The sequence below is a fragment of the Paraburkholderia sp. Cpub6 genome (assembly GCF_014201065.1).
Classification (GTDB): domain Bacteria; phylum Pseudomonadota; class Gammaproteobacteria; order Burkholderiales; family Burkholderiaceae; genus Paraburkholderia; species Paraburkholderia tuberum.
This window is the reverse complement of record NZ_JACHDM010000001.1, coordinates 572,171-585,094: the sequence shown is the minus strand read 5'-3', so window position 1 is coordinate 585,094 and position 12,924 is coordinate 572,171. Positions and strand designations below refer to the sequence as shown.

15 protein-coding genes and 1 tRNA gene are annotated in these 12,924 nt (G+C 60.2%); 12 read left to right on the top strand and 4 right to left on the bottom strand.

What is annotated here, in order from left to right:
* Positions 1-70 precede the first annotated feature (70 nt).
* Positions 71-769 (top strand): aspartate/glutamate racemase family protein, encoded by a 699-nt coding sequence (locus HDG33_RS02580; protein ID WP_184022334.1) that lies wholly within the window; start codon positions 71-73, stop codon positions 767-769.
* A 168-nt stretch (positions 770-937) separates the two neighbouring features.
* Here HDG33_RS02580 and HDG33_RS02575 read toward each other — a convergent pair whose 3' ends face one another.
* Positions 938-1,201 carry a contact-dependent growth inhibition system immunity protein gene (locus tag HDG33_RS02575; protein ID WP_260330313.1) on the bottom strand — a complete coding sequence of 88 codons (264 nt, stop codon included), beginning with the start codon at positions 1,199-1,201 and terminating at the stop codon, positions 938-940.
* A gap of 34 nt (positions 1,202-1,235) precedes the next feature.
* Entirely contained in the window at positions 1,236-2,072 is an 837-nt protein-coding gene (locus HDG33_RS02570; RefSeq protein WP_184022330.1) for an RNase A-like domain-containing protein, read from the bottom strand.
* A gap of 624 nt (positions 2,073-2,696) precedes the next feature.
* Here HDG33_RS02570 and HDG33_RS37990 point away from each other — a divergent pair.
* The 10 genes from HDG33_RS37990 to HDG33_RS02520 all read left to right on the top strand — a co-directional run bounded on the left by HDG33_RS37990 (position 2,697) and on the right by HDG33_RS02520 (position 10,678).
* Positions 2,697-4,013, top strand: a complete 1,317-nt coding sequence (locus HDG33_RS37990; protein ID WP_184022327.1) for a site-specific integrase — start codon at positions 2,697-2,699, stop codon at positions 4,011-4,013.
* A gap of 252 nt (positions 4,014-4,265) precedes the next feature.
* Positions 4,266-4,724 carry a hypothetical protein gene (locus HDG33_RS02560; protein ID WP_184022325.1) on the top strand — a complete coding sequence of 153 codons (459 nt, stop codon included), beginning with the start codon at positions 4,266-4,268 and terminating at the stop codon, positions 4,722-4,724.
* 248 nt (positions 4,725-4,972) lie between these two features.
* Positions 4,973-6,133, top strand: coding sequence for a hypothetical protein (locus HDG33_RS02555; RefSeq protein ID WP_184022323.1), 1,161 nt, complete (start codon positions 4,973-4,975; stop codon positions 6,131-6,133).
* Positions 6,130-6,612 (top strand): single-stranded DNA-binding protein, encoded by a 483-nt coding sequence (locus HDG33_RS02550; RefSeq protein ID WP_184022321.1) that lies wholly within the window; start codon positions 6,130-6,132, stop codon positions 6,610-6,612. Before HDG33_RS02555 ends, HDG33_RS02550 begins: the two co-directional genes overlap by 4 nt.
* Before the next feature lie 467 nt (positions 6,613-7,079).
* Entirely contained in the window at positions 7,080-7,424 is a 345-nt protein-coding gene (locus HDG33_RS02545; protein WP_184022319.1) for a hypothetical protein, read from the top strand.
* The gene (locus tag HDG33_RS02540) at positions 7,421-7,702 is read left to right on the top strand and encodes a hypothetical protein (protein ID WP_184022317.1); all 282 of its coding nucleotides are present in this window, start codon (positions 7,421-7,423) and stop codon (positions 7,700-7,702) included. Before HDG33_RS02545 ends, HDG33_RS02540 begins: the two co-directional genes overlap by 4 nt.
* A gap of 137 nt (positions 7,703-7,839) precedes the next feature.
* Positions 7,840-8,883: a phage major capsid protein gene (locus tag HDG33_RS02535; protein WP_184022315.1), complete on the top strand. Its 1,044-nt coding sequence runs from the start codon at positions 7,840-7,842 to the stop codon at positions 8,881-8,883.
* Positions 8,880-9,299 (top strand): hypothetical protein, encoded by a 420-nt coding sequence (locus tag HDG33_RS02530; protein ID WP_184022312.1) that lies wholly within the window; start codon positions 8,880-8,882, stop codon positions 9,297-9,299. Before HDG33_RS02535 ends, HDG33_RS02530 begins: the two co-directional genes overlap by 4 nt.
* 354 nt (positions 9,300-9,653) lie before the next feature.
* Positions 9,654-10,094, top strand: a complete 441-nt coding sequence (locus tag HDG33_RS02525) for a P27 family phage terminase small subunit (RefSeq protein WP_184022310.1) — start codon at positions 9,654-9,656, stop codon at positions 10,092-10,094.
* A 29-nt stretch (positions 10,095-10,123) separates the two neighbouring features.
* Positions 10,124-10,678 (top strand): HK97 family phage prohead protease, encoded by a 555-nt coding sequence (locus HDG33_RS02520; RefSeq protein ID WP_260330292.1) that lies wholly within the window; start codon positions 10,124-10,126, stop codon positions 10,676-10,678.
* A 107-nt stretch (positions 10,679-10,785) separates the two neighbouring features.
* Here the strand turns inward: HDG33_RS02520 and HDG33_RS02515 are convergent, their stop codons facing one another.
* Positions 10,786-11,484, bottom strand: a complete 699-nt coding sequence (locus HDG33_RS02515; protein ID WP_184022308.1) for a hypothetical protein — start codon at positions 11,482-11,484, stop codon at positions 10,786-10,788.
* A gap of 229 nt (positions 11,485-11,713) precedes the next feature.
* Here HDG33_RS02515 and HDG33_RS02510 point away from each other — a divergent pair, with 229 nt between their 5' ends.
* Complete coding sequence (locus tag HDG33_RS02510) at positions 11,714-12,394, top strand: HEPN domain-containing protein (protein WP_184022306.1); 681 nt, start codon at positions 11,714-11,716, stop codon at positions 12,392-12,394.
* Between the two features lie 346 nt (positions 12,395-12,740).
* Here the strand turns inward: HDG33_RS02510 and HDG33_RS02505 are convergent.
* Positions 12,741-12,817, bottom strand: a tRNA-Met gene (locus HDG33_RS02505).
* Between the last annotated feature and the right edge of the window lie 107 nt (positions 12,818-12,924).

Genomic DNA, 12,924 nt, shown 5'->3' with positions numbered 1-12,924 from the left:
CCGTACCGGCTGAGCGCGATGCGACGCGCCTATACTCGCCGTTTCGGCCATGCATTGACGGAGCATACAGATGAAAACGATCGGCGTGATCGGCGGAATGAGCTGGGAGTCGTCCACCGAGTATTACCGGCTGCTGAACCGCCACGCGAAGGCGCGGCTCGGCGGCCATCACAACGCGCGCAGTCTTCTGCTGACCGTCGATTTCGCGTCGATCGAGGCGAACCAGCGCGCCGGCGACTGGCACGCGCTCGGCGAACAGATGGCCGACGCCGCGCGCCAGCTCGAACGCGGCGGCGCCGATCTCGTGATTCTTGCGACGAACACGATGCATCGCGTGTGCGAATCGATCGAGCAGGCGATCACGGTGCCGTTCCTGCACATCGCCGATCCGACCGGCGCGGCGCTGCGCGCGGCGGGCGTCGAGCGGGTGGGCCTGCTCGGCACGCGCTACACGATGGAGCAGACGTTCTATATGGGCCGGCTGCGCGAGCGCTATGGACTCGACACGCTCGTGCCTGATGAGGACGAACGCGCGGACGTGCACCGCATCATTTACGACGAGCTATGCCACGGTAACGTGGCCGACGCGTCGCGCGAGGTTTATCAACGCGTGATCGAGCATCTGGCCGCGCGTGGCGCGCAGGCGGTGATACTCGGCTGCACCGAGATCACGCTGCTGATCAAGCCCGAAGATTCGGTGCTGCCGGTGTTCGATACCACTGCGTTGCATGCGCAGGCGGCGGTGGAGTGGGCGATCGGGGCGGAGTGAAAATAGGCGCGGGGCTCTGGTTTTGCGCCGGAAGGAAAACAGATTCGCCTCCCTTTGGCGGTGAGAGAAGGCGCGAGTCGAAAGCGATAGATCGATACTCATCACGTATCACGTCCCGTGCATACACATCGGACCGGATGGAACTGTCCGCGCCTTGCAACAAGCCGATTACTCGTTGAGGAGGCGCTGGATCTCGTCTAGAAAAGAAGCGACGGTGTAGCCCCACGGCTCGGGAGAAAATCCGCGCCCATACATCTGATCGAACGCAATGGCCAGATCGTGCGGGTGTTCGTTCCTGAACGAGTCTATTTCCCGAACTAAATTGGCGTAATCATGAGGACTGTCCTGCTTGTAACACGCGACTATTTCCGGGACGGTTTCTCCGAACAGGTCGAAGTCCTGGCCGAAATACGTTCTCATGAGGTGGTCCATTGCGGGATAGCGCTCTGACGAACTCATTTCTCTCTCATTCAAGGTAGGCGGTGAGGATGTAATAAGGCATGCCGTTGTAGGTTTCGTATTTCAGCGTGACGAAGACGTTGTTCATTCGCGTAAGTTCGCCAGTAACCCGCGTCACTCCATAGCCGATGTCGCCAGAGACGACCTTGGTGACTGTGATCTTTGCGTTTCGAGTTGGGGACTGCACCCACGTCCTGATTCTTACGGCATTGGCCTGCACCGTTTCCGAAATGGCGCGTTCGGCATGCTCAAGGGTTATAAACGAGGATACGATTTTTCGCTTTGGTTCACGTTTCAGCCGCTCCCTGAGCCATGCTTCGTTCTTACCAACATGCTTCTGGAGCGTGTGCCCTCCGAGCCTTGGATTGAGCGCTTTCGCCTCGTGCATTTGCAGATGGATCCGGCCCATCGTAACGCTGGCCGCGCGTGCAGCCTTGATCGAGCCAGCAAAGCCGAACGGCACGGCCATATCGATAGACAGGCCGATCTGGTCTGCCATGTCAGGGCTGACCCGCATCGCCTCTGCCAGCTTCGCCGTGCCCTGCTGAGTCAAGGTGGCGGTATCGCGCCCTGTCCAGACCTGGCGCAGGCCCGCCGCGGCCGTGTCCGAACCATGCGCCCCGAACACTACACACCCGGCCTTGCTTGCCATCGTCGGTTCGGGCAACACGCACAGCGCTGCCGCTCCGGCCATTTCAAGCACCCCGCCGACAACCTGCAAACCTCCCCACAGACGGTTGGAAAGCATTTCGGTGGGGCTAATCGAGTGGCGAGCCAGCACGGCCGACAGCTGCGGGGCGCTCAGCACCACGCGCACGCTGTCTGAATCCTGTTCATATGACATCTGAAACCTACTCCTGGTCGTTGGGACGACCAAGCTAACCGTTGGTTTAGACATCGGATATGGGCGATGGATGATTCTTGCGTCCCATCGGTCAACGAAGATTCGGATACTGACTCGCGCTCGGCGAACGGATGGCCAACGCCGCGCGCCATCTCGAACGCAGCGGCGCCGATCTCACGATCTTCGCAACGAACACGAGCAGGAAGATTCAGTGCTGCCCGGCTTCGATACCGCCGCGTTGCATGACGAGGCGGCGGTGCAGTGGGCGATTGGAGGAGAGAGACGATGGCCTCGAGGCCTCGATCCCGCGCGAATCGTGTTGCATCTATTCACGCGCACAGCATACGCAGCAAGCGCCACAAGCAAAACGTAGCGCCGAAAGTCAAAAAGCCCGCATGGCTTGCGCGATGCGGGCTTTCAACAATGCTTTGGTTGCGGGGGTAGGATTTGAACCTACGACCTTCGGGTTATGAGCCCAATTTAACCCGATAATGCCCGTTCTTTCCAGTTGCCCATCGTTGCATATTCCTTGAGCAATCAGTGACTTAGGTTTAAATTGGTGATTCGTTGTTGCTGCCGGTTTTCTGCCGCTAGCGCCCAAGAAACGCCCAAACCGGAGTCCCTGTGTCCAAGAATAAGGTCAACATCACCCGCGAATTCCTTCGCGGCCTCGAAGCCACCGGCAAGTTTCAGGAGTACGCCGATGCCGATCTAACCGGCTTCAAGGTGCGCGTGCTGCCGAGCGGCACCATCACCTTCACGGTGCGCTATTACAAGCCGGACGGCAATGAGGGTCGCAAGCGCATCGGTACTTACCCTGCCATGTCTGCGAGCGATGCCCGCGAAGCGGCCCGGCGCGAACTCGAACAGACCCCGACGAAGCAGGATACGCCCGCCGTGATCGAAGAAAAGAAGCGCCGGCACACCGAGAGCGTGCGGCGCGCGCATGGCGTGCCGACGCTGCGCGCCTTCCTCGACACCGATTATGTAAGCTATCTGGAAGCGAACGGAATCAGCACGGCGAACGCGGACCTGATCCGCTCGTCATTCCCCGAACTGCTCGACCGTGCGCTCGATGAACTGACGCCCTGGCTGCTCGAAGGCTGGAAGGCGAAGGCCGCGAAAACCGGGATCAAGCCGAAGACGATCGCGAACAAGCTCCACGCGCTGCAAGGCATGCTGCGCGTCGCTACCGATGCCGGGCACATCGCAGACAACCCGGCCCGCAAGGTGAAACGCAACGGCCGCGCCGACGTGGTGGTGCGCTACTTGTCTGCGGACGAACGCGAGCGCTTGTATGCGGCGATGGAAGCGCGAGAAGAAGCGAACCGCGAAGCCCGCCAGCGCACGATCGCGCACCGGCGCATGCGCAAGCTCACGCCGCCGCCCTCACTGCGCAATGTGCGCTATAGCGATCACCTTCAGCCGTTTGTTGTGTGCGCGCTCAATACCGGCATGCGCAAGGGCGAGATATTCGCGCTCGAATGGGCCGATGTCGACCTTGAGCTTCGCACGATCCACGTGCGGCGCGGCACAACGAAAGATGACGAACGCCGTGATGTGCCGATGACCGATGAGCTGGCCGAATGCTTCACGGCATGGAAGCCGCTCGCGCATAAGGTCTATGTCTTCGGCAATGAAGACACCGATGCGCCGTTGACGGACATCGGCAACGCGTGGGACGCCTTGCTTGAAGCGGCGCACATCACCGGCTTCCGGTTTCATGACTGCCGGCATGACTACGCGAGCAAGCTTGTCTCGGCCGGTGTCGACCTCAACCGTGTGCGCGTGCTACTCGGGCATAGCGATATCAAGACCGTGCTGCGCTATGCGCACCTCGCACCGGACCATCTGCACGATGCGATCAACACCGCATTCAATGCGCCGCGCCGCGCCGCGATGAAGCGGAAACCCAGCGCCGGCGCTGTCACGATCGCATAGCGTGCGCGCCTCTATCACCCCTCGAACCCGGCCGCGTGCCGGGTTTTTTTGCGCCTTGATATAAGTTTTTCTGATTGCAAGATTATTGAGAAACATTGAACTTGCATGTGCTTTAAAGAGCAACAAAGCGCAACTAGTAAGTCTCCGGTATCAGATAATTTCGTTTTCTTTTCGGTATCCATAAGAGTTAAATCGAGTTGTTCGCAACTCACGTGAACACTTCGCAACGGAATCTCTAATGGAGATGTCGACATGACGCCACGCCGGAATCCAGTGCCCGCCGTAACTGATGCGCCGGGCTTACCGGGCGACGAAGAGCAAACACAACGCGCCGTGTCGCCGGACGTGACGGCGCTGCTACAACAAATCCTCGAAGGGATTCGTGCGACCTCGCACGATCCGGCCGATGAGCCCGGCGCGATGACGCAGAAGGAATTCTGCGAACGTTACCGGCTCGATCGCGTGACGTTGTATCACTTGCGCCGCAAGGGGCTCGGCCCCGAAGTGATGATGGTCGGCAAGAAGATATTGATCACCTATCGGGCCGCGCTGGATTGGCAACACGCGATGATCAAGGCCACGCCCAAGCCGGCGCAACCGTCCGGGCCTGAAGCCGCGCCGAAGGAAGCACCGCCGCTCGTCAAGCCGAAGAAGGCTATCGTCTCGCGCGTGAAGGGCAAGGCCGAACGCGCCGGCTCGCAAAGCGCCTGAAGCACCACGCCCTCGACCGATCGAAGGAAAAAATAGCGGCCGGGACGCCAACCCCGACCGCTTGATGCCTTCGCGCATAACGTCTTCTGGGGAGACACGCGAAATGCGCTTAGATGGTAGTCCGAATTTTCCGCATTGCACGTGGTTTGCGTCATACGGAGCCGCGCGATGAGTGCCGCCGCCCCGCGATCGCACGCATTCGCACAAGCGATGAGCGCACTCGGCCAGTGTGATGGTGGAGTGCGCTCATGAGCGGCGAGAACAAGTACCGCGAGCGCACCGTCGCCACGCAATGGGCCGAGAATTACCCGATCCGCAATGCTACGCGGCAAGCAATCTTTCATGCGCTCTGCCGTGTGATCGACAACGACCGCAAGTTCTACTGGTCGGTGTTGCGCCTCTCGTGGCGCACGGGTTTCGCCACGAGCACGATTGCAAGTGTGCTCGCTGAATTCGTTACACGCGGGTTGCTCGAAGATACGGGAGAGCGCAGAGGGAAAGGCGGCACGCGCGTGTACAGGCTCCACTACGAGCGCTCGTTCGATGCATATCCGGACACGGTGACGTGGGAGGAATTCAAGGCGAACGCCGAGCGCGAGAGTGCTGGCGTGCAGCGCAACAAAGAACCGCTTGAGCCGGATCGCGAAGTTCACCGCGAGCCGGTGAAGTTTAATGGCACCGAAGTTCACCGCGAGCCGGTGAAGTTTAATGGCACCGAAGTTCACCGCGAGCCGGTGAAGTTTGACGACTCGAACTTCACCGAACCGGCGCTCGAACTTCACCGATCCACCGCGCGAACTTCACCGATTCGCGATCCGAACTTCACCGATCCGGGCACCGAACTTCACCGATTGACCACGCGAACTTCACCGGCTGTCGGTGACAAGGGGTTGAGGGTATTGAGGACGAACATCGAGGACGCTCATTGCCGCGTGGCTAGCGGCGAGCCTCCGCGCGAGGACGCTCATTGCCGCGTGGCTGCGCCGCCTTCGGCGTCGGCTGCTGCTCTGCACCCCGGCGAAGGGGAAGTGCATGGACAGCAAAGCGGCACGGTGCAGCGCAGCAAAAAAACCAGCTATCGAGACCGGCTTGCCGCGCTCGACCCGGAAGTACGCGAGCGGGCCGGGCGGATCACCGAGCGGCTCCGCTCGTGCGGCGTCGTGAAAGGATGGAAAGTGCCCCGTGTAGCTCAGCGCTGGGCGGCCGATCCGCGCGTGACTGACGACCTGATCGATGAGGCTATCGAGGAGTACCGGAAGTGTGACGAAGTGCAGCAACGGGTGCGCTTGTTCGCATCAACCGTCGAAGCCGTGCTCTTCGAGCGCGAACAGAAGAAGCCGGCAAAGCGCTCGAAAAGCCGCGCACGGCCCGCGCGTGATGAAGACTTCGATGACGGAGCCGAGCCATGATCACGGCCTTGATCGCGGGCAAGCTCTACGGCACGCCCATCTTGCGCACTTCGCGCGATGGCAAGCACCGCTTCGCTACCGCCAAGATGCGCGTGGCACAGGATGGCGCTGATGCGCTCTTCGTGAATCTCGTGTGCTTCGGTGACACCGCGAAGGCCGCGCTTCTCGCGCTCGATGACGGTGATGCGCTCGCGGCCGTGGGCACGCTCAAGCTCTCGGTCTGGACCGATGGCAACGGCACCGCCCGGCCGCAAGTGTCGATGACTGCGGATCGCATCGAAAGCACCTACACCGTCGAGCGCAAGCGCCGCATCTCGCGCGGCGAAGACACTGATGCCGAACTTGCCGAGCGCAAGGCCCGGCCGCAACGAGCACCGGCGACTCAACGCACCGGCCGCTTCATCGGCAAGCGCGCGACGCCCGCGCGGCGCGATACCGGCGCAATGCCAGACGACACCCTCGATGATGTTGCCTTCTGATGGAGTGACACGATGATCAAACCGAAGGGAAAGTGTCTGCACTGCCCGGCCGCCGATGACTGTTATGCGTGCCCGCTGAAGACCGGATAACGAACGCGCAACAAGCCGAAGGGCTGTATATCGGCTACCTTCATCGAGCTTGAAGACCGCTCTGTCGTGGTCGATGTTTTGATTGATGGATGGAAGGAGGGCTTTACCTTCACGACCGATGATTACGATGATCGGTCTTGCCTTTCGCTGCCACCGGGGAAGCCGAAGCCGCCGCTCACCTTTCGCACGTGCCAATACAAATCGTGGCCGAAACATCAAGCAAGGCCGCTAACGATATGGCCGAAGCATTCAAACGTGCCATTTTGGTAGCGCTGTGATGCAGAGTCTTAATATTCGCGCGACCGCAAGCTCGCCCGTTTCGAAGACGGATGCGCGCGCAACTATATACCGGTGACGCAATCCGAAGGAGTGGCACGATGAAGATCGACAATCTCGGCCGGCCCGTCTTTGCTGCGGAACCGGCACGGGCATTCAACGCGCTTGAGGGACACCGCCGCCTGTTGGCGAAATACGTGATCAACAGGACCAAGGCCGAAGAGATCGAAGACGTAATCCGCTATGCGCTCGCTACGCGCGAGCGCCGGCTCGACGTGGGATTCATGGTCTTGCTCATGCTGGCGGATATGCCGGATGCCGAAAGCGAGCCGGCGACACTGCTCGCGCGTTCGATGCCGCTGGCTGTCAGTGACGAGATGAAGTTCGGCGCGCTTGAAGGCTACATCGATTCGTTAAGACTGCTCGTGATCGAGCGCAAGCGATGATGCCGAGCCTTGAAGAGCGCGTGGCCGCTAGGCTCGCCCGCCTTGAAAATTGGTGCCGCGATAACGGCGTGATGGTTAGCCCGGCCGGTGAAGTGTGCGAGCGTGACGCGGCTCGCTTGCTCGGCTATCACTCGCCGAAGGCGCTGCGCCGCCAAGCCATCGAGGGCCGCTTATCCCCCGTGCTGCGTCGACGGCGCTGCGGCCCGCGCTGGCTCTACACGCTCGATTCGATTGCCGAGCACATCGAGCGCGAGCTTGATCGATATGCCGTCTCGTGATCGAGCATCGATGCGCGCGACGTGCGGAAGTTCCGCACCATGCGCGAACACCATCGGCCGCTATCGGCCGCTTCGGTATCTGTTCGACGCGCTCGATGCGCTCGATGATGAAGCCTCACTTCACGGAGGCTCACATCATGGGACTGACAGACGGCGACGGCTACACCCTCGCGCGTATCGCTCGCGCTCTCGCAATCGCTCGCGGAAGCGTGCCGCAAGCTCGTGCGTACTGTGAAGCACAGCACGGCGTGATGGCCCTTGCCACGCGCATCCTGCAAAAGGCCGGCACCGTAGACATTCCGGCGCTCGGCGATGATGCTGAAGCCGCCGCCGCTTCGCAAGCCTTCATCACGCTCGCGCGTGCGCATTCGCTCATCGAGAGTATCAATGCGGTATCGGCTTTCTCGACGGTGCCCTTCGTGCTGCCGTTCCTCGTAGAAGGCGAAGGTGCCGTGGCCTTCTGGACACATGAAGGCAAGCCGATCAAAACATCGCGCGAGAGCTTCACCACGATGCGCCTGCCAGCGCTCAAGCTCGCGAGCCTGATCGTGCTCACCAACGAAGTGCTTCGCCTTCTCGGCCCGGCCGGCGATAGCGCGCTCAATCGCGCTTTGCAACGCGCCGCGAATAAGACCGAAGCGCAAGCTTTTATCGATCCTGCTAACGCTGGCGTGGCGGGTGAATCCCCGGCTTCGATCACGCACGGTGCGCCGAGCACGCCCGCAACCGGCAACACCGCCGCCGATATTCGCGCGCTCATCGACGCCTTCGAAGGCGATCTTGCTTCGGCCGTCTTCGTGATGGGTGCCGCGACCGCCGTCTCCTTCGCGCTCGCGGGTGCCACCCTTGGCGCGGCCGATATCGGTGTAGCGCAAGTCGGCACGCTGGCGGGCATTCCTGCTATCGCGCATAGTGCGGTGCCGGCCGATGCGCTCGTGCTTCTCGACCCTTCACGCATCGCGCTCACCCCGCGCCTGTTCGCGAGCGATGCATCGAGCGAAGCTTCTCTTGAAGTAGACGATGGCACCGGCACGACCGTTCTGATGTCCTTGTGGCAAGAGAATCTATCGAGCGTGAGGCTTCTCGAATACGTGAATTGGTTCGCATCCGATGGTGCGGTCTCGGTGCTCACCGGCATCGGCACCGTGCCGCTCGGCACGAGCAAGGGAGCGAAGGCATGAAGAGCCGCCCGCACCCCGAAGACGGCCGCACGCTCGCCAGTGTCTTCCCGCTGCCCGCGCTTGCCGGCGAGCGCTCGTGGGCTTACGTGATGCGCCGGGTAGCACGTGTGCTCGAAGCGAATCACTATGCCGTGCGCCGCGATGAACTACACCCGGCAAGAAGCGATGACCTCGAATCGAGCTTGCTCTCGCTGTGCGGGCAAGTAGGCCGCGTGATCGCAGAGCATCCCGGCGCGAAGCTCGTGGCTATCGATTGCTTCGAGCACGCGCATACACCCGGCCGCGTATGGATTGTCACCGAGCTATCAAGCGGACATCTTCACGGCATCACAATCCCGCTCATCGATCCGTTGCCGGCCCGCTCGACCGTCATTTATGACGACGGCCCGCTGCTGATGCTCGAAGGCGTACCGTGACGAAGGCACAAGACTGTGCCCGCATGACGGCTCAAATTTGAGCGCACGTGAAAAGTGGTGAGCACGCGCGAGCAATGACGGGCAAGCGATGGCGGGGGGGCAAGTCGCGATCAAGAAGTTTCAAACCGGACACCTCGCCCCCAACCGAATTTTGCGCAATCTGCACTTCTCACGAGTCGCCTTTTAGGGCCATACTTCGACGCAATCGCAAGGATTCCTTCGTGAATCAACCCGGCTCGATCCCGGCGCGATACTGGCGGTGCCGCCTTGTTACCGCCCGTAACCCCGGCCGATCCGGCCTGTAGCCCGGCTTCAATTCCGGCCGTCTTCGGAAGTGACCAAAGGAGCGTGATCATGGGTGGACGAACAAGCGGCCGGCGTGCAATCGGTGAGCCGGCCTTGCGTCTGATGCCGGCGAAGCCATTGCCGCCGCCGAAGACGATGAGTGCCGAAGGCAAGAAGGTGTGGCGCGAGATTGTGAATTCCGCGCCGACCGACTACTTCACGGCCGCCGATTCGAGCCTGCTTGCCGCCTACGTTGCGCACGCCGTGATGCGCGAGCGCGCTACGGCGATCCTCGATGCCGAAGGGCCGCTCATCCGCATCGGCCGTAACAGGACACCGGCCGTGCATCCGGCCGTGAGAATTCAAGCCGTAGCCGCTGGCGTGATGGCGGCGCTCGCGGTGAAGCTCCGCCTGAGCAAGTCTTCCCGCACACCGCGAGATGCCGCGAGCACGCAAATGAACGCACCGCGCACGGCGAGGAAGCCGTGGGATAGCGGCACGAAGCGATAACGCCTTGTCCGGCCTAACCTTGGAGAAGCATGATGATTACCCGTCGCGCAGTAAGCACCCTTGTCTTGCGTCACGTGAAGGAAAGCGAAGGCGAGCGCGTGATCGAAGGCATTTGCTCAACGCCAAGCCCTGACCGCATGGGCGATGTAGTCGAGCCGCAAGGCGCGCAATTCACGCTACCGATGCCGCTTCTATGGCAACACCAGCACGATGCGCCGATCGGCTCGGTGGTGTATGCGGCCGCCAATGATCGCGCAATCGGCTTCAAGGCAAAAATCGCGCAAGTGGCCGAGCCGGGCGAGCTAAAGGATAGGCTTGATATGGCGTGGCAATCGATCACAGCCGGACTGGTGAAGGGCATATCAATCGGCTTTCGGGTACTCAAGATGGTGCCGCTCGAAGATGGCCCCGGTATGCGCTTCACCGCCTTCGAGATTCTTGAAGTTTCGGCCGTGACGGTGCCGGCGAATAGCGATTGCTCGCTGGCCGTAGTGAAGAGCCTCGATGCAGCGCAACGGCTTGCGCATTTGCCGAAGGCGCACGTGGTGCGGCTCAATCGGCCGATCCGCTCGCCCGGCGCGTAGTCCGGCGTGACCATCTTAGGGTTTCAAGCACTTGCTATGCATTAGCGCGCAGCAAGAAGCTCGCGAAAGGGCCGATGTGCCGACAGACGAAAACGCGTGCGACTTCATCATTCGGTGCCACGCGGTGCCCGTGGTGGTTCATCGGGCAGCCGAAGAACATCCTGCATTACGGTTACAACAGTCTCCTCAAGTGCGCTGCGTCGCACCAGCATTTCTACATGTAAAGGCTTAAAAGTGCTCAGATTCTCGTCCATCTGCTTTTGGCGCGCCTGAAGGTCTCCTTGGTCGATCCGTCCAAGAGCCTGCCCCGCCGCAAGCGCTTGTTGAATTAGGCTCCGCCATGCAAGAGTAAATCCCATCGTCGGGGCGAATAGCGGAGGAAAATACAGGCGAGCAAGCATCTCTAGACGATTCAGACACTCGCTGTCCAGCGACCCGAACGTGCCGGTTTGCATGTCCGAGACCCACGGGTCCAACATCGAAGTCACAGTCCCTATCTGCTGAACGAACTCCTCAAGCTTAGTGCGACGAGTGCTATACATTTCACGCGTGCGCCACTCAATGTGCCCGACTTCATTTTTGATTTCCTCGGTAATGCGCGTGGTCGCCTGCAATTGCGTCTTAAGAATTTCGAAGTCTTCCTTGGTCGCGAGTTGTTCCCCCTTCTTAGTGCCATAGCCCTTGAGATAGCTGGCGGCAATCGTGGCTGCCGCCGAAACGAGGAAAACCATCAACCAAAACATCCAGTTCCCAACAATCCTGCCCGTGATCAGGTCGGCGACTAGTGCCTGCGTCGTAGCATCCATTGCGCGCCTTTAACGTAGTTTGTGTAGATGCAGATGCTATCAGGCCGAATCGAATCAGTAGCTGAAACTCAGCGCTCAATATTGAGTCGTGATCCATTCTTGGATTTGCATGCGAAAACACCGTGCGCAAAAGCTCGCGTAAGAGCCGCCGCCTTCGGATGACCTTGGATACCACCCGCACCCCGCGAGCGGTTTCTAGACGTCTGCCGCAACCCTTGCGTCCTTTACAATGGCCGCACCGATCATCAGCCACCCGGAACCAATGAGCGAGCCGAACCCACCCAGCTACGCGACGTTACTTTCCACAAGCAATTTCGATCCACATGGCCGGGACCGCAATGCGGGGTACTTCTTCAAGCAATCTGCCGAAGACTATGCAGCGGCAAGGTGTTGCTTGTTGAATGGTCTTTTCCCGGGCTTCGTGATGGCAGAGCAAGCGGTCGAGAAGCTAATCAAAGGGTTCATCTTCTTCATGGACCCAAGCTTTAAGCCTAAGAAAGGAAAAGGACACGACCTCCCGAGTCTTGCAGCGGTCATGTGCTCGCACTACGGACACGTCTCGCTTGCACCCTATGAGAAGACCATCGAACTTTTACAGTCAAGCTACGACGGGCGCTATCCGGACTCGGGAACGTACTCGCAGGCCCATATGACAGCGCAACTGCGCGATGTAGATGAGTTGTACATCTACCTGCTGGACCAATCTCCGATTACGGGCGACCTTCGATATCAAGTCGGCGCATGGCCTCATTTATATACCGCCTACCTCGGCATAACGAACATGCCCGATCCGAAGTGGACGATGTTCGATAATCTCGCCGCGCGGCGCTTGTTAATGGGGCGGCCTATCCCGGCCAATGTTCAACGATGGAAGGACGCTCATGATAGAAGCGCCGACGCATCTTCATAGTTCGAAAACTTCTACCGAAACAGTAGAACTATCGCGCACGCCCCGGCGCGCGACTCGGGCACAATATCCGAGCAAAATTGGAAGGAATTTTCCAGAAAATTTATCGAGCGTACGAAGGGGTAGTGATGGGGGTGCGCGCTGGCTATTTCCGCCTGAAACCCGGCCCTATAGGGCTTTACGCCGAGTCCTCGCTTAGCAGCGGAAAACAAAAAACCCGCTCGAAGGCGGGTTTGATGGTGTGACGGTTTTGCCGGATTTTCGCGGCCAGCGCCCACATAGCGCCCAAATTCGCGAAAAGTGCGATCTCCCCAAAACTTCTGAAATCGCGCAAAGCCCTACTGGGCTTTGGTTGCGGGGGTAGGATTTGAACCTACGACCTTCGGGTTATGAGCCCGACGAGCTGCCAGACTGCTCCACCCCGCGTCAGAGAAAAAAGAGTATATCGGATCGCTGACACAACGTCAAATGTTGGCGCGAAATACATATCGAGTGCGATCGAGCAAGCGGCACATTCGCGCGGCGCGATGCGT